Raw genomic sequence first — 15,173 nt, forward strand, 5'->3', positions numbered from 1 at the left:
GGTCATCGACCGGCCGTCCTGCCGTTCAACCCTGGGAGAAGATCAGTTGAACATCGAGTTCCGCACCGCGATGGCCACGGCCTGCGTCTTGGTGTGGGCCCTGAGCTTGCTCATGGCGCGCGCGGCATAGAGGTTCACCGCGCTGGTGCTCAGCTTCAGGATCGTGGCGGTCTCAGACGCGGTCTTGCCTTCCGCCGCCCACATCAGCACTTCGCGTTCGCGCGGGCTCAGCTCGAAGCCCTCCCCGATCGGGCGCTGCTGCTGGGCGATGAGCTTCTTGACGCGCTGGTGATAGTAATGCGCGAAGAGATGCACCTCGTTCACCAGCTCGCGCCGCACCTCGCCCCAGTGGCGGTCGTCGCAGTCGAAGTTGATCGAGAACATCGCATCGCCCACGCCCAGTTCGCGGATGGGGATCGAAATGCCATGGCGGCCGATGCCATAGCGCTCGGCGATCTGGTGGATGTCCTTCACCGTGTCGTCACTCACCCGCGCCTCGTCCCAGTCCAGCGGCAGCAGGCGGCTGAAGCACAGGTGGAAGGCGCTGTCCTTCAGCGGCGAATATTCTTTCATGTAAAGTTGGGTATAGTTCTCGTCATAGGTCGAGAACCACGTCATCCGGTCGGGCACCGCCCGGGAAGACCCGAGGAACCAGTAGGAAAGGTTCAGAACGCCGAAACGGTCACGCGCCGTGCGAAGGAAGTTCGCGGATTCCTTCTCGTCGGAGAAGGGTTCCTGCGTAGCGTTGAAGATGTCAAATCGGCTGGTCATGGTTCTTTGCAATCGTTGTCAGTTTTAGGGTCACCGTGTCTCAACGGCGAACACACGACTCAACGAACGCAAGGAACGGACCAAGTTTTTCACCGAAAACCCCGGCCGCGCAATGGCAAAGGGGCAGCTATTTCGCTGCCCCTGTGTCAGAATGATACTATAGAAGAAATCAGGCGGCGGCTTCCGCGCTGTCCTCACCCTTCTGGGACGGGCCGGAATCCAGGCCGCGGGCGTTGACGTCGCGGTCAACGAACTCGATCACCGCCATCGGGGCCTGGTCGCCATAGCGGAAGCCGGCCTTCATGATGCGCAGGTAGCCGCCGCTGCGGGCGCCATAGCGCTTGGCCAGCACGTCGAACAGCTTCTTGACCTGGGTCTCGTCGCGCACCTGGGCCAGCGCCTGGCGGCGGGCGTGCAGGCCACCCTGCTTACCCAGCGTCACCAGCTTCTCGACCACCGGACGGAGGTCCTTGGCCTTGGGCAGCGTCGTGACGATCTGCTCATGCTTGATCAAAGCAGCAGCCATGTTGGCGAACATCGCCTCGCGATGCTCGGCCGTGCGGTTGAACCGGCGGCCCCTGAAACCATGACGCATAACCGTTCTCCTTCAATTCCCGGCGCGGCCCGAAGCCAGGCGCCGTTCGGGTTCTCAATAATGTTGTTCGTACTTCTTGGCCAGCTCTTCGATGTTCTCGGGCGGCCAGTTCGGCACTTCCATGCCGAGGTGCAGCCCCATCTGGGCCAGGACTTCCTTGATCTCGTTGAGCGACTTGCGGCCGAAGTTCGGGGTGCGCAGCATCTCGGCTTCGGTCTTCTGGATCAGGTCGCCGATATAGACGATGTTGTCGTTCTTCAGGCAGTTGGCGGAGCGCACGGAAAGCTCCAGCTCGTCCACCTTCTTGAGCAGCGCCGCGTTGAACTCGAGCTCGGGGCGCGACTCCTCGATCACCGCCTTGGACGGCTCCGAGAAGTTGATGAACACCGACAGCTGGTCCTGCAGGATGCGGGCGGCATAGGCCACGGCATCCTCGGGGCTGACCGAGCCATCGGTCTCGACGTTCATGATCAGCTTGTCATAGTCGAGGATCTGGCCCTCGCGGGTGTTCTCGATCTTGAACGACACGCGCTTCACCGGGCTGTAGATCGAGTCGACCGGGATCAGGCCGATCGGCGCATCTTCCGGACGGTTGCGTTCGGCCGAGACATAGCCCTTGCCGGTGGCGACGGTGAACTCGATGCGGATCTCGGCACCCTCGTCCAGCGTACAGATCACGTGCTCGGGGTTCAGGATCTGGATGTCGCCGGAGGTCTGGATGTCGCCGGCGCGGACCACGCCCGGGCCGTCCTTGCGCAGCATCAGGCGCTTGGGGCCCTCGCCCTGCATGCCGATGGCGATTTCCTTGATGTTCAGGATCATGTCGGTGACGTCTTCGCGCACACCGGCGATCGAGGAGAATTCATGCAGCACGCCGTCGATGTGGACGGAGGTGACAGCAGCACCCTGGAGCGAAGAAAGGAGGATGCGGCGCAGCGCGTTGCCCAGCGTCGTGCCGAAGCCGCGCTCGAGCGGCTCGGCCACGAAGGTCGCGATGCGGCGGCGGTCGCGGCCCGGCTGCACATCGAGCTTCGACGGACGGATCAGTTCCTGCCAGTTCTTCTGGTTGACTTGCATCTTCTTGTGCTTCCTGTCGAAAATCCGGCTCCCCGGTCAGGGGAGCCCAAGTTTTCACAAAGATAACGATGAGCCGGCCCGAAATCGCGGGACGGCGGCGGGCAGCGTGGTTAGACGCGGCGGCGCTTGGGCGGGCGGCAGCCGTTGTGCGGGATCGGCGTCACGTCGCGGATCGAGGTGACCTGAAGGCCGCAGGCCTGCAGCGCGCGGAGAGCCGACTCACGGCCCGCACCCGGACCGCAAACCTCGACCTCGACGGTGCGCATGCCGTGCTCCATGGCGGCGCGGCCAACCTGCTCGGCAGCAACCTGGGCGGCATAGGGCGTCGACTTGCGCGAACCCTTGAAGCCCAGCTTGCCCGAGGACGACCAGACGATGGCGTTGCCCTGGACGTCGGTGATGGTGATCATCGTGTTGTTGAACGACGAGTTCACGTGAACCACACCGGAGGAGATGTTCTTGCGCTCTTTGCGGCGCGGACGTGCAGCTTCCTTAGCCATGTTCTTTCAGCCTTTACTTCTTCTTGCCGGCGATTGCCTTGGCGGGACCCTTGCGGGTGCGGGCGTTGGTGTGGGTGCGCTGGCCGCGGACGGGCAGGCCCTTGCGGTGACGCAGGCCGCGGTAGCAGCCCAGGTCGACGAGGCGCTTGATGTTGATCGAGACTTCGCGGCGCAGGTCGCCCTCGACCACGTAGTCGCGGTCGATCACTTCGCGGATCGCCAGGACTTCGGCGTCCGAGAGCTCGTTGACGCGCTTGGTCGGCTCGATCTTCGTCTTGTCGCAGATCTCGACCGCGTTCACCGGGCCGATGCCATAGATATAGCGGAGCGAGATCGCCACCGGCTTGTTGGTCGGAATGTTGACGCCTGCAATACGGGCCACGCCTGTTCTCCTAATCACTTCAACGGTTTAAGCCGTTGACTTCGCATCTGTTTTCAGCATTCGACCGGGTGCTTGCAAAGGCATGAGGCCGTACCCCAAGGGGTCGTTCCCCCTGAAGCCAGCCTGTCCTCGACCGAGATTGGCGCTGTCTCTAGAGGGGAATCGCTTGCGCGTCAACTCCAGAACGCCAAATCGGGGTCTCAAACGCCCTTCAACACACCTTCGATCTGGCGGGTCACCTGCGTGATGTCCGCCATGCCGTCGATCGTCTTCAGCTTGCCCGTCCCGCCATAATACTGCACCAGCGGCGCGGTCTGCTTGTTGTAGACAGCGAGGCGGTCACGGACCGTTTTCTCGTTGTCGTCGGCGCGGCGCGTGAACTGGGTTCCCCCGCACACATCGCACACACCTGAAACCTTGGGTTGCTCGAACCGGTCGTGATAGCCCTTGCCGCACTTGGCGCAGGTATACCGCCCGGTGATGCGCTCCACGAGCGCCTCGTCATCCACCTTCATCTCGATCACGGCATCAAGCTTGAGGCCCTTGCCGGTGAGCATCTTGTCCAGCGCCTCGGCCTGGGCCGTGTTGCGCGGGAAGCCGTCGAGGATGAAGCCCTTCGTCACGTCGGGCTGGTCGAGCCGGTCGGCGATGATGCCGACCACCACGGCGTCCGGCACGAGTTCGCCCCGGTCCATGATCTCCTTGGCCTTGCGGCCCGTCTCGGTTCCGGCGGCGACAGCGGCGCGCAGCATGTCTCCGGTGGAGAGCTGCTTCATGCCGTGCTTGTCCTCGATCAGCTTGGCCTGTGTGCCTTTGCCGGCGCCCGGAGGCCCGAGAAGAATGATGTTCACCGCTTGCTACCCCTGAGCTTGGACTTCCTGATCAGGCCCTCATATTGCTGGGCCAGAAGGTGTCCCTGCACCTGGGCAACGGTATCCATGGTCACGCTCACCACGATCAGCAGCGAGGTGCCGCCGAAGTAGAAGGGAACGCCCGTGTAGCCGATGAGGAATTCAGGCAACAAGCACACCACCACCAGATAAAGCGCACCGATGAGGGTAATGCGAGTCAGCACATAGTCGATGTATTCCGCCGTCCGCTCGCCCGGCCGGATGCCGGGGATGAACCCGCCGTATTTCTTCAGGTTATCCGCCGTCTCGACCGGGTTGAACATGATCGAGGTGTAGAAGAAGGCGAAGAAGATGATGAGCAGCGCATAGAGCAGCAGGAACAGCGGCTGGCCATGGCTCAGCATGGCGGTCAGCGAGTTCAGCCACTCCGGCCCCTGCCCCTTTGCGAAATTGGCAACAGTGATGGGCAGCAGCAGCAGCGAGGAGGCGAAGATCGGCGGGATGACGCCCGACGTGTTCAGCTTCAGCGGCATGTGCGAGCTTTCGCCCTGGAACATCTTGTTGCCGACCTGGCGCTTCGGGTACTGGATCAGCAGCCGGCGCTGGGCGCGCTCCATCAGCACGATGAAGGCGATGACGGCGAAGGCCAGCACGATGATCGCGAGGATCACGAAGGTCGACACCTGGCCGGTGCGCCCCATTTCCAGAAGGCCCGCGATGCCGCTCGGCAGGTTGGCCACGATGCCGGCGAAGATGATGAGCGAGATGCCGTTGCCGATGCCGCGCGAGGTGATCTGCTCACCCAGCCACATCAGGAACACCGTGCCGCCGGTGAGCGTGATGACGGTGGAGATGCGGAAGAACATGCCCGGGTCGACGACCAGGCCCGCCTGCCCCTCGAGGCCGACGGCAATGCCGTAGGACTGCAGCGCCGCGAGCAGCACCGTGCCGTAGCGGGTATATTGGTTGATCTTCTTGCGGCCCTGCTCGCCTTCCTTCTTCAGCGCTTCGAGCTGCGGGGAGACCGAGCTCATCAGCTGGATGATGATGGAGGCCGAGATATACGGCATGATGTTGAGGGCGAAGATCGCCATGCGGCCGAGCGCGCCGCCGGCCAGGTTGTTCACCCAGCCCAGGATGCCGTTGGAGTTCTGCGCGGCGAACTTCGCGAGCTGGATCGCGTCGATGCCGGGAATGGGAATATAGCTGCCGAGGCGATAGACGATAAGCGCGCCGAGCGTGAACCAGATCCGCTTCTTCAAGTCTTCCGACTTGGCGAGCGCACCGAAGTTCAGGTTGGCGGCAAGTTGTTCTGCGGCTGATGCCATGTCTTCGTCCTCGCAAAGGTCTGAGGGCCCCTATGTGGGGCCCCCGACCAATGCCTGCAAGCTTACTTCGCGTCCGGGGCCTTCTCGGCGGGCTTCAGCATCTTGACCGAGCCGCCGGCCTTCTCGACCGCCGCAACGGCGCCGGCCGTGGCGTGATAGACCTCGAAGGCAACCTTGGACTTGAGCGTGCCCTTGCCGAGCAGGCGGACGCCGCCCTTGGGCGCCGAGATGACGCCGGCGGCGACGAGCGCCGCGGCATTCACCGTCTGACCCGCATCGAGGCGCTTCGAATCGATGGCGGCCTGCACCAGCGACAGATTGACCTCATTGTATTCCACCTGGTTCGGCTTGTTGAAGCCGCGCTTCGGCAGACGACGATAGATCGGCATCTGGCCGCCTTCGAAGCCGGCCTTGGCGCCGCCCTTGCGGGCCGTCTGGCCCTTGCCGCCACGGCCCGCGGTCTTGCCGAGGCCGGAACCGATGCCGCGGCCCACACGCTTCCTGGCGTGCTTGGAACCGGGATTGTCGGCGATCTCATTGAGCTTCATGGTCGCTCTTCCTTATTCCACGACGCGCACGAGGTGCGCGACCTTGGCGATCATGCCACGAACCGCCGGGGTGTCCTGGAGGGTCGAGGTCTTGTTCATCTTGTTGAGGCCGAGACCGACCAGCGTTGCGCGCTGTTCGGCGGGGCGGCGCGCGGGGCTGCCGACCTGCTGGATCGTGACCGTCTTGGAGGCTTTCGCCGGGGCTTTCGCCATGATCAGTTTCCTTCTTACTCGGCCACGGCCGAGCCGCCGCGGCGGCCAAGCACGTCAGCGACCTTCTTGCCGCGGCGAGAGGCGACGGCGCGGGGGCTCGTCTGCTTCTTCAGCGCGTCGAAGGTGGCGCGGACCATGTTGTAGGGGTTGGACGAGCCCTTGGACTTGGCAACCACGTCCTGCATGCCCACCGACTCGAAGACGGCGCGCATCGGGCCGCCGGCGATGATGCCGGTGCCGGGAGGAGCGGTGCGCAGCGTCACCTTGCCCGCACCCCAGCGGCCGTCGATGTCATGGTGCAGCGTGCGGCCTTCGCGCAGCGGCACGCGGATCAGGCCGCGCTTCGCCGACTCGGTGGCCTTGCGCACGGCTTCCGGCACTTCACGCGCCTTGCCATGGCCGAAGCCCACGCGGCCCTTCTGGTCGCCGACGACGACGAGAGCTGCAAAGCCGAAGCGCTTGCCGCCCTTCACCACCTTGGCGACGCGGTTGATGTGGACGAGCTTGTCGATGAACTCGCTGTCGCGCTCTTCGCGGTTGTCACGGTCCTTGCGGCCACCGTGCTCCGAACGTTCCTTAGCCATATTGCTTTCCGCCTATCTTTCGCCGGAGATTAGAAGTTCAGGCCGCCCTCGCGGGCAGCGTCTGCGAGCGCCTTGACGCGCCCGTGATAGAGATAGCCGCCGCGGTCGAACACGACGTCCTTGACGCCGGCCTTGATCGCGCGCTCGGCGATGAGCTTGCCGATCGCAGCCGCGGCGTCCTTGTCGGCGCCGGTCTTGATCGTGCCCTTCACGTCCTTCTCGAGCGAGGACGCAGCGGCAACCGTCACGCCCTTCGTATCGTCGATGATCTGGGCATAGATGTTCTTGGACGAGCGGAACACCGACAGCCGGGGACGAAGCGCACCACGTGCCGCGAGCGCCTTGCGGACGCGGGCCTTGCGCAGGTCTTGAGATTTCGTAGCCATGGCCATCCCTTACTTCTTCTTGCCTTCCTTGCGGAAGATGTATTCGCCGGCGTACTTGACGCCCTTGCCCTTGTAGGGCTCGGGGCCACGGTAGTCGCGGATTTCAGCCGCAACCTGGCCGACGCGCTGCTTGTCGATGCCGGTGATCACGATCTCGGTGGGCTTCGGCGTCTTGATGTCGATGCCATCCGGGATCGGATAATTGATGTCGTGGCTGTAGCCGAGTGCCAGGTTGAGCGTCTTGCCCTGGGCGGCCGCACGATAGCCGACGCCGGTGATCTCGAGAGTCTTGGAGTAACCCTCGGTGACGCCCTTGATCATGTTGGCGATCATGGTGCGGGACATGCCCCAGGCCGAACGCGCCAGCTTGGTCTTGTCCTTCGGGTCGACCTTGACGGCGCCCTCTTCCATCTTCGCGATCACCTGGTCGGTGAGCACGAACTTCAGTTCGCCCTTGGGGCCCTTGACCGACACGTTGGCGCCGGCAAGGTTGACGGTCACGCCGGCCGGTACGGGAACTGGTTTCTTTCCGATACGAGACATGTGAGTGACCTCAGAACACGGTGCAGAGAACTTCGCCGCCCACATTGTGGGTGCGGGCGTCGGCATCCGACATCACACCCTTGGGCGTCGAAAGGATCGAGATGCCGAGGCCGTTGTACACGGTCGGCAGCGAGCCCACGGAAACATACACGCGGCGGCCGGGCTTCGACACACGGTGCAGCTCGCGGATCACCGGAGCGCCGTCGAAGTACTTCAGCTCAACCTCGATCTCGGCCTTGTTGTTGCCCAGCTGGACAACGGCGAAACCGCGGATGAAGCCCTCGCCCTGCAGCACGTTCAGCACGTTCTCGCGCAGCTTGGAATGCGGCGTCGAAACCTTCGACTTGCCACGCTCCTGCGCGTTGCGGATACGAGTCAGCATATCGCCGATCGGATCATTCACACTCATTCTTCTCTCCTGAAGTCCGTATCTGTTACCAGCTCGACTTGACCATGCCGGGGATCAGACCCTGGTTGGCCATCTCGCGAAGCGCCAGACGCGACATCTTGACTTTACGATAAAAGGCACGCGGGCGGCCCGTAACCTCACAGCGGTTGCGGATCCGGTTCTTGGCGGAGTTGCGCGGCAGCTCGGCAAGCTTGAGCTGGGCCGTGAAGCGCTCCTCCATGGTGACATCCTTGTTCTGGATGATCGCCTTCAGCTTCGCACGCTTGTTGGCGTACTGCTTCACCATCTTGCGGCGGCGGTTGTTCTTCTCTACCGAGCTCGTCTTAGCCATATGGGCTTTACCTCGACTTGAACTATCTTAAGCGGCCTTGCGGGCCGGCTTGCGGAACGGGAAGTTGAAGGCATCGATCAGCGCGCGGGCCTCGGCGTCATTCTTCGCCGTGGTGCAGATGATGATGTCCATGCCCCAGACGCGATCGATCTTGTCGTAGTCGATCTCCGGGAAAATGATGTGTTCCTTGATGCCGAAGGCGTAGTTGCCGTTGCCATCGAAGGAGCGGTCGGTCAGGCCGCGGAAGTCGCGAACGCGCGGCAGCGCGATGTTGATGAGCCTGTCGAGGAACTCATACATGCGAACCTTGCGGAGCGTCACCTTGGTGCCGATCGCCAGGTTCTCGCGGATCTTGAACTGCGCGATGGCCTTCCTCGACTTGGTGATCACGGGCTTCTGGCCGGCGATCTTCTCCAGTTCCGAGGCGGCGACCTGCACCAGCTTCGAGTCCGTGGTGGCCTCGCCCACGCCCATGTTCAGAACGATCTTGGTGATCTTCGGAACCTGCATGGCGTTGTCATAGCCGAACTGCTTGATCAGCGCCGGGCGGACGACCTCGTCATAGTGCTTGCGCAGGCGCGGCACGTAGTCGGCCGGCACGGCCTCCGAGCCCGGAGCTGCCTTCGCGACGGGAGCAGCCTTTTCGGCCTTCTTCGCCTTGGCCTCGGCGGCGGGCTTCTTCGCCGCGGCCTTCTTTGCCTCTTCCTTAGCCATCGATCACTTCTCCCGAACGCTTGGCGACGCGCACCTTCTTGCCGTCACCCAGGGTCTTGTAGCCCACACGGGTCGGCTTGCCGTCCTTGGGGTCGATCAGAGCCAGGTTCGAAACCTGGATCGGAAGCTCCTTGGAGACGATGCCGCCTTCCTGGGCCGCGGTCTGCTTCTGGTGGCGCTTGGCCACGTTGATGCCGCGCACCACGGCGCGGTTTTCGGACGGGATAGTGCGAATGACTTCGCCCTGCTTGCCCTTGTCCTTGCCGGTAATGACGACGACCTTGTCGCCCTTACGGATCTTGAGTTTCGCCGACATCAAAGCACCTCCGGTGCAAGCGAAATGATCTTCATCTGGTTCTTGGCGCGCAGCTCGCGCGGCACGGGCCCGAAGATACGGGTGCCGACCGGCTCGCCCTGCGCATTGATCAGGACGGCGGCATTGCGGTCGAAGCGGATCACCGAGCCATCCGCGCGGCGGATGTCCTTGGCGGTGCGCACCACGATGGCCTTCATCACCGTGCCCTTCTTGACGCGGCCACGCGGAATGGCTTCCTTGATCGACACCACGATGATGTCGCCGACGGAGGCATACTTGCGCTTCGAGCCGCCCAGCACCTTGATGCACTGGACCCGGCGGGCGCCGGAATTGTCCGCCACATCGAGATTGGTTTCTTGCTGGATCATCTGATCACCCGTTCACTCATGGAAGCCCTGGGGCCCCTGTTCTCTTTAAGCCTGACCCGCGGCGACCTTCTCGACGAGGGCCCAGCGCTTCTGCTTCGACAGCGGACGGGTTTCCTCGATGCGGACGATGTCACCGGCCTTGGCCTCGTTCTTCTCGTCGTGGGCGTGGTACTTCTTCGAAAGACGAACCGTCTTCTTGAGCACCGGGTGACGCAGGCGGCGCTCGACGAGCACGACGATGGTCTTGTCGTTCTTGTCGCTCACCACGACGCCCTGCAGGATGCGCTTCGGCATTCTATTCTCTCCTACTTCGCGGCGGCCTGCTGCGACTGCACCGTCTTGAGACGGGCGATGTCGCGGCGGATCTGGCGGATGCGCGCGGTGTTCTCAACCTGGCCCGTCGCCTTCTGGAAGCGCAGATTGAACTGCTCCTTCTTGAGCTTCAGGATTTCGTCCTGGACCTGGTCCTTGGTCATGACGCGGATGTCTGTGGCCTTCATGGCGGTCACCTTCTTATTCGCCGAGGCGCGCAACGAAGCGCGTCTTGATCGGGAGCTTGGCGGCGGCCAGCGAGAGCGACTCTTCCGCGACTTCGCGCGGAACGCCGTCGATCTCGAACAGCACGCGGCCGGGCTTCACACGGGCCGCCCAGTATTCCGTCGAACCCTTGCCGGAGCCCATGCGGACTTCGGCCGGCTTCTTGGAGACCGGCACGTCCGGGAACACGCGGATCCAGATGCGGCCGGCACGCTTCATGCCACGCGCAAGCGCGCGGCGGGCGGCCTCGATCTGGCGGGCGGTAAGACGGTCCGGCTCGACGGCCTTGAGGCCGAAGGCGCCGAAGTCCAGCGTGTTGCAGCTGGTCGACTTACCGTGGATGCGGCCCTTGAAGGCCTTGCGGAACTTGGTACGCTTTGGTTGCAGCATTTTCGCTAACCCTTAATCCTCAAGCCGCGTCGCGGTCACGGCGACCGCGCGAGGCGCCGGCATCGGCCGGTTCGTTCATGCGCTTGTCCTGCGCCATCGGATCGTGCTCAAGGATCTCGCCCTTGAAGATCCAGACCTTCACACCATTGGTGCCATAGGTCGTGAAGGCGGTCGCCGTGCCGTAGTCCACGTCGGCGCGCAGCGTATGCAGCGGCACGCGGCCCTCGCGGTACCATTCGACACGGGCGATTTCGGCGCCGCCGAGGCGGCCCGAGCAGGTGATCTTGATGCCCTCGGCGCCCATGCGCTGCGCGGACTGCACCGCACGCTTCATGGCGCGGCGGAAGGCCACGCGGCGCTCGAGCTGCTGGGCGATGTTCTCGGCCACCAGCGTCGCGTCGACTTCGGGCTTGCGCACTTCAACGATGTTGAGGTGCACTTCCGAGCCGGTCATGTCCTGAACCTTCTTGCGAAGCTTCTCGATGTCCGCGCCCTTCTTGCCGATGACCACGCCGGGGCGGGCCGAGTAGATCGTGACGCGGCACTTCTTGTGCGGACGCTCGATCAGGATCTTGGAGACGCCGGCCTGCTTCAGTTCCTTCTTGAGGTATTCGCGGATCGCGACGTCCTCGTGGAGCAGCTTGCCGTACTCGCGCGAGTTGGCGAACCAGCGGGAGTCCCAGGTGCGGTTGATACCGAGGCGCAGGCCGATCGGATTGACTTTCTGACCCATCAGGCGGCCTCCTTGCTCTCTTCACGCACTTCGCGGACGATGATCGTCAGTTCGCTGAAGAACTTCTCGATGCGGCCCACGCGGCCACGCGCGTTGGGCATCCAGCGCTTCATGACCAGATTCTTGCCCACCCACGCCTGGGCGACGACCAGGTTGTTGATGTCGAGATCATGGTTGTTCTCGGCATTGGCGATCGCGGACTCGAGCGTCTTCTTGATGTCCTTGGCGATGCGGCGGCGCGAGAAGGTCAGATAGGCGAGCGCCTTGTCCACCTTCATGCCACGGATCTCCGAGGCCACGTCATTGAGCTTGCGCGGCGAAATGCGGATCGACCGGGTCACGGCCTTCGCCTCGTTGTCCGGCAGAGCGCGCGGGCGTGCTTTCTTGCTCATGGCTTACTTGCCTCCGGCTTTCTTGTCGCCGGCGGTGTGGCCATGGAAGGTCCGGGTCGGCGCGAACTCGCCGAGCTTGTGGCCCACCATTTCCTCCGACACGAGGACAGGAATGAACTTGTTGCCGTTGTGGACCTGGAACGTCAGGCCCACGAACTGCGGCAGGATGGTCGAACGGCGGGACCAGGTCTTGATGGCCTGGGCGCGTCCGCCGGTGCCGCGAGCGGCATCTGCCTTCTTGAGGAGATACCCGTCGACGAACGGGCCTTTCCATACAGAGCGTGTCACGGTCTACCTCTTACTGCGACTTCTTGCGGTCATGGCGCGACCGCACGATGAACTTCTGGGTCCGCTTGTTGGAGCGGGTCTTGGTGCCCTTCGTCGGCTTGCCCCAGGGCGTTGCCCAGTGCTTGCCGCCGTTGGTACGGCCACCGTTCGGATGGTCGACCGGGTTGCGGGCGATACCGCGCGAGATCGGGCGGTGGCCCTTCCAGCGGTTGCGGCCGGCCTTGCCGACGACTTCGTTCATGTGGTCCGGGTTCGACACCGCACCGACCGAAGCCATGCAGGAGGCGTCGACCATGCGGGTTTCACCCGACTTCAGCTTCAGCAGCACATAGCCCTGGTCGCGGCCCGCCACCATGGCGTAGGTGCCGGCCGAACGGGCGAGCGTGCCGCCCTTGCCGGGCTTGGTCTCGATGTTGTGGACGATGGTGCCAACCGGCATGGCGCCGAGCGGCATCGCATTGCCGGGCTTCACGTCGACCGACTTGCCGGAGATGACGCTGTCGCCCACGGCCAGGCGCTGGGGCGCGAGGATGTAGGCGAGCTCGCCATCGGCATACTTGATCAGCGCGATGAAGGCGGTGCGGTTCGGATCATATTCCAGGCGCTCCACCACGGCGGCGACGTCGTGCTTGGTGCGCTTGAAGTCGACCACGCGGTAGGACTTCTTGTGTCCGCCGCCCTGGCCGCGCGTCGTGATGCGGCCGGTATTGCCGCGGCCGCCGTTCTTGGCGATGCCTTCGACAAGCGCCTTGACGGGCTTGCCCTTCCACAGCTGGCTGCGGTCCACCTGGATCAGGTGGCGGCGGCCGGCGCTGGTGGGGTTGAAAGTCTTGAGTGCCATTGTTCTATCTCACCACTCAGAGGCCAGTCGTGACGTCGAGGCGCTGGCCCTCTTCGAGGGTCACATAGGCCTTCTTGACGTCGCTCAGCATGGCCAGCTGGCCCTTGAAGCGGCGCTGCTTGCCCTTGCGCACCAGCGTGTTGACCGACTTCACCTTGACGCCGAAGAGGCCTTCGACGGCCTTCTTGATGGCCGGCTTGGTGGCGTCCTTGGCGACGTTGAAGACGATCGTGTTGCTCTCGGAGACCAGCGTCGCCTTTTCGGTGATCGCCGGGCTCTTGATGATGTCGTAGTAGTGTTCCTTGCTCACTTGAACCGCGCCTCCAGCGCTTCGACGGCCGCCTTGGTCAGCACGAGCTTCTTGCGGCGCAGGATGTCGTAGACGTTGATGCCCTGGATCGGCAGCACATCGATGTTCGGGATGCTGCGGGCAGCCTTGGCGAAGCTGTCGTTCACCGCGGCGCCGTCGATGATCAGCGCGTTGACGAGGCCGAGCTTCTCGAAGGCGTTGACCAGGGTCTTGGTCTTGCCGTCCGAGGCCGCGGCGTCGAGGATCAGCAGCGACTGGTCCTTGGCCTTGGCCGAGATGGCGTGGCGCAGGCCCAGCGCGCGGATCTTCTTGTTCAGCGACGTCTCGTGGCTGCGCGAACGGGGGCCGAAGGCCTTGCCGCCGCCGACGAAGATGCCGGACTTGCGCGAACCGTGACGTGCACCGCCCGAACCCTTCTGGGGACCGAGCTTCTTGGTGGTGCGGGAAATCTCACCGCGCGACTTGGCCTGGTGGGTGCCCTGCTGGCGCTTGTTGAGCTGCCACTGGATCACGCGGTGGATCAGGTCGGCGCGCGGCTCGAGACCGAAGATGTGGTCGGCAAGCTCGATCGAGCCGGCCGTCTTCGCCTCGATGGTGTGAATATCGGCTTTCATATCCGTCAACCCTTACTCTGCTGCCGGAGCCGCGGCGGCTTCGGGAAGCTTGAACGCGCCCGGCTTCGGAGCGCTGTCAGGAAGCTTGCGCTTCACGGCATCGCGCACGGAAACCCACGCACCCTTGACGCCCGGAACCGAGCCCTTGACCATGATCAGGCCGCGGGTCGCGTCCGTCTTCACGACGACGATGTTCTGGGTCGTCGTGGTCTCGGCGCCCATGTGGCCAGGCATCTTCTTGTTCTTGAAGACCTTGCCGGGATCCTGGCGGTTACCGGTCGAACCGATGGAACGGTGGCTCACCGACACGCCGTGCGTGGCACGCAGGCCGCCGAAGTTCCAGCGCTTCATGCCGCCGGCGAAGCCCTTGCCCATCGAGGTCGCGGTCACGTCCACGAACTGGCCGGGAACGAAATGCTCGACGGTGATTTCGGCACCAACCGGGATCACGTTGTCCGGGGAAACCCGGAATTCCTTCAGCTTCCGCTTCGGCTCGACCTTGGCCACGGCAAAATGGCCACGCTCGGCCTTGGTCAGCCGCTTGATCTTCGGGACGCCAGCACCAAGCTGCAGGGCAGTGTAACCGTCCTTGTCGCTCGTCTTCTGAGCAACGACCTGACAGTTATCGACCTTCAACACGGTGACGGGGACGACAACGCCCTCTTCCGTGTAGATGCGGGTCATACCCAGCTTCTGTGCGATGAGACCAGAACGCATCGCTTCACTCCTTCAAAGCTCTAGGACTTAGAGCTTGATTTCAACATCGACACCGGCAGCGAGATCGAGCTTCATCAAAGCATCGACAGTCTGCGGGGTCGGATCGACGATATCGAGCAGGCGGCGGTGGGTCCGCATTTCGAACTGCTCACGGCTCTTCTTGTCGACGTGGGGCGAACGGTTCACGGTGAAACGTTCGATGCGGGTCGGCAGGGGCACCGGGCCCCTCACCTGCGCGCCGGTCCGCTTGGCCGTGTTGACGATCTCGCGCGTCGACGTATCGAGGATGCGGTGATCGAAGGCCTTGAGGCGGATGCGGATGTTCTGACGTTGCATTTCTCTATCCGCCCTTAGTCAGTGATCTTCGCGACGACGCCGGCGCCGACGGTGCGGCCGCCTTCACGGATGGCGAAGCGCAGCTTCTCTTCCATGGCG

At 63.6% G+C, this 15,173-nt stretch carries 29 protein-coding genes; all 29 read right to left on the reverse strand.

Annotation, left to right across the window (positions count from 1 at the left end; all coding sequences use genetic code 11):
* Positions 1–42 precede the first annotated feature (42 nt).
* Positions 43–771 carry a helix-turn-helix transcriptional regulator gene (locus DK847_RS11455; RefSeq protein WP_111198630.1) on the reverse strand — a complete coding sequence of 243 codons (729 nt, stop codon included), beginning with the start codon at positions 769–771 and terminating at the stop codon, positions 43–45.
* Between the two features lie 169 nt (positions 772–940).
* Positions 941–1,366 (reverse strand): 50S ribosomal protein L17, encoded by a 426-nt coding sequence (gene rplQ / locus DK847_RS11460; protein ID WP_111198631.1) that lies wholly within the window; start codon positions 1,364–1,366, stop codon positions 941–943.
* Positions 1,367–1,420: 54 nt separating this feature from the next.
* A complete protein-coding gene (locus DK847_RS11465; protein ID WP_111198632.1) occupies positions 1,421–2,443 on the reverse strand; it encodes a DNA-directed RNA polymerase subunit alpha in 1,023 nt (340 codons plus the stop codon).
* 110 nt (positions 2,444–2,553) lie between these two features.
* A complete protein-coding gene (gene rpsK, locus DK847_RS11470) occupies positions 2,554–2,943 on the reverse strand; it encodes a 30S ribosomal protein S11 (protein WP_111198633.1) in 390 nt (129 codons plus the stop codon).
* 13 nt (positions 2,944–2,956) lie between these two features.
* A complete protein-coding gene (gene rpsM / locus DK847_RS11475; RefSeq protein WP_111198634.1) occupies positions 2,957–3,325 on the reverse strand; it encodes a 30S ribosomal protein S13 in 369 nt (122 codons plus the stop codon).
* Between the two features lie 200 nt (positions 3,326–3,525).
* A complete protein-coding gene (locus DK847_RS11480; protein ID WP_111198635.1) occupies positions 3,526–4,176 on the reverse strand; it encodes an adenylate kinase in 651 nt (216 codons plus the stop codon).
* Positions 4,173–5,504, reverse strand: coding sequence for a preprotein translocase subunit SecY (gene secY, locus DK847_RS11485; protein WP_111198636.1), 1,332 nt, complete (start codon positions 5,502–5,504; stop codon positions 4,173–4,175). Before secY ends, DK847_RS11480 begins: the two co-directional genes overlap by 4 nt.
* A 62-nt stretch (positions 5,505–5,566) precedes the next feature.
* Positions 5,567–6,052, reverse strand: coding sequence for a 50S ribosomal protein L15 (gene rplO, locus DK847_RS11490; RefSeq protein ID WP_111198637.1), 486 nt, complete (start codon positions 6,050–6,052; stop codon positions 5,567–5,569).
* Positions 6,053–6,064: 12 nt separating this feature from the next.
* Positions 6,065–6,265 carry a 50S ribosomal protein L30 gene (gene rpmD / locus DK847_RS11495; protein ID WP_111198638.1) on the reverse strand — a complete coding sequence of 67 codons (201 nt, stop codon included), beginning with the start codon at positions 6,263–6,265 and terminating at the stop codon, positions 6,065–6,067.
* Between the two features lie 14 nt (positions 6,266–6,279).
* Positions 6,280–6,849 carry a 30S ribosomal protein S5 gene (gene rpsE / locus DK847_RS11500; RefSeq protein WP_111198639.1) on the reverse strand — a complete coding sequence of 190 codons (570 nt, stop codon included), beginning with the start codon at positions 6,847–6,849 and terminating at the stop codon, positions 6,280–6,282.
* Between the two features lie 29 nt (positions 6,850–6,878).
* Positions 6,879–7,241 carry a 50S ribosomal protein L18 gene (gene rplR, locus DK847_RS11505; RefSeq protein ID WP_111198640.1) on the reverse strand — a complete coding sequence of 121 codons (363 nt, stop codon included), beginning with the start codon at positions 7,239–7,241 and terminating at the stop codon, positions 6,879–6,881.
* A gap of 3 nt (positions 7,242–7,244) precedes the next feature.
* Complete coding sequence (rplF, locus tag DK847_RS11510) at positions 7,245–7,778, reverse strand: 50S ribosomal protein L6 (protein WP_111198641.1); 534 nt, start codon at positions 7,776–7,778, stop codon at positions 7,245–7,247.
* 10 nt (positions 7,779–7,788) lie between these two features.
* Positions 7,789–8,187 (reverse strand): 30S ribosomal protein S8, encoded by a 399-nt coding sequence (rpsH, locus tag DK847_RS11515; RefSeq protein ID WP_111198642.1) that lies wholly within the window; start codon positions 8,185–8,187, stop codon positions 7,789–7,791.
* Between the two features lie 25 nt (positions 8,188–8,212).
* Entirely contained in the window at positions 8,213–8,518 is a 306-nt protein-coding gene (gene rpsN / locus DK847_RS11520) for a 30S ribosomal protein S14 (protein WP_111198643.1), read from the reverse strand.
* 27 nt (positions 8,519–8,545) lie between these two features.
* Complete coding sequence (gene rplE, locus DK847_RS11525) at positions 8,546–9,232, reverse strand: 50S ribosomal protein L5 (RefSeq protein ID WP_111198644.1); 687 nt, start codon at positions 9,230–9,232, stop codon at positions 8,546–8,548.
* Positions 9,225–9,548, reverse strand: a complete 324-nt coding sequence (gene rplX / locus DK847_RS11530; protein WP_111198645.1) for a 50S ribosomal protein L24 — start codon at positions 9,546–9,548, stop codon at positions 9,225–9,227. Before rplX ends, rplE begins: the two co-directional genes overlap by 8 nt.
* Complete coding sequence (gene rplN, locus DK847_RS11535; protein ID WP_111198646.1) at positions 9,548–9,916, reverse strand: 50S ribosomal protein L14; 369 nt, start codon at positions 9,914–9,916, stop codon at positions 9,548–9,550. Before rplN ends, rplX begins: the two co-directional genes overlap by 1 nt.
* A gap of 45 nt (positions 9,917–9,961) precedes the next feature.
* Positions 9,962–10,210 carry a 30S ribosomal protein S17 gene (rpsQ, locus tag DK847_RS11540; protein ID WP_111198647.1) on the reverse strand — a complete coding sequence of 83 codons (249 nt, stop codon included), beginning with the start codon at positions 10,208–10,210 and terminating at the stop codon, positions 9,962–9,964.
* An 11-nt stretch (positions 10,211–10,221) separates the two neighbouring features.
* Positions 10,222–10,416 (reverse strand): 50S ribosomal protein L29, encoded by a 195-nt coding sequence (gene rpmC, locus DK847_RS11545; RefSeq protein ID WP_111198687.1) that lies wholly within the window; start codon positions 10,414–10,416, stop codon positions 10,222–10,224.
* Between the two features lie 13 nt (positions 10,417–10,429).
* Entirely contained in the window at positions 10,430–10,843 is a 414-nt protein-coding gene (gene rplP / locus DK847_RS11550) for a 50S ribosomal protein L16 (protein WP_111198648.1), read from the reverse strand.
* A 19-nt stretch (positions 10,844–10,862) separates the two neighbouring features.
* Positions 10,863–11,576 (reverse strand): 30S ribosomal protein S3, encoded by a 714-nt coding sequence (gene rpsC / locus DK847_RS11555; RefSeq protein ID WP_111198649.1) that lies wholly within the window; start codon positions 11,574–11,576, stop codon positions 10,863–10,865.
* Positions 11,576–11,968, reverse strand: a complete 393-nt coding sequence (gene rplV, locus DK847_RS11560; protein WP_111198650.1) for a 50S ribosomal protein L22 — start codon at positions 11,966–11,968, stop codon at positions 11,576–11,578. The genes rpsC and rplV overlap by 1 nt, the downstream gene beginning before the upstream one ends.
* 3 nt (positions 11,969–11,971) lie before the next feature.
* A complete protein-coding gene (gene rpsS / locus DK847_RS11565) occupies positions 11,972–12,256 on the reverse strand; it encodes a 30S ribosomal protein S19 (RefSeq protein WP_111198651.1) in 285 nt (94 codons plus the stop codon).
* A 10-nt stretch (positions 12,257–12,266) separates the two neighbouring features.
* On the reverse strand, positions 12,267–13,097 hold the full coding sequence (rplB, locus tag DK847_RS11570; RefSeq protein ID WP_111198652.1) for a 50S ribosomal protein L2: 831 nt from the start codon (positions 13,095–13,097) through the stop codon (positions 12,267–12,269).
* Positions 13,098–13,113: 16 nt separating this feature from the next.
* Entirely contained in the window at positions 13,114–13,407 is a 294-nt protein-coding gene (locus tag DK847_RS11575; RefSeq protein WP_111198653.1) for a 50S ribosomal protein L23, read from the reverse strand.
* Positions 13,404–14,021, reverse strand: coding sequence for a 50S ribosomal protein L4 (gene rplD / locus DK847_RS11580; protein ID WP_111198654.1), 618 nt, complete (start codon positions 14,019–14,021; stop codon positions 13,404–13,406). The genes DK847_RS11575 and rplD overlap by 4 nt, the downstream gene beginning before the upstream one ends.
* A gap of 12 nt (positions 14,022–14,033) precedes the next feature.
* Positions 14,034–14,738: a 50S ribosomal protein L3 gene (gene rplC / locus DK847_RS11585; protein WP_111198655.1), complete on the reverse strand. Its 705-nt coding sequence runs from the start codon at positions 14,736–14,738 to the stop codon at positions 14,034–14,036.
* 27 nt (positions 14,739–14,765) lie between these two features.
* The gene (gene rpsJ / locus DK847_RS11590) at positions 14,766–15,074 is read right to left on the reverse strand and encodes a 30S ribosomal protein S10 (protein ID WP_111198656.1); all 309 of its coding nucleotides are present in this window, start codon (positions 15,072–15,074) and stop codon (positions 14,766–14,768) included.
* Positions 15,075–15,088: 14 nt separating this feature from the next.
* Positions 15,089–15,173: EF-Tu C-terminal domain-related protein (locus DK847_RS11595; protein WP_483458045.1), on the reverse strand; the 85-nt coding region annotated here is incomplete at its 5' end.

The organism is Aestuariivirga litoralis (assembly GCF_003234965.1).
In the GTDB taxonomy this organism is placed as follows: Bacteria; Pseudomonadota; Alphaproteobacteria; order Rhizobiales; family Aestuariivirgaceae; genus Aestuariivirga; species Aestuariivirga litoralis.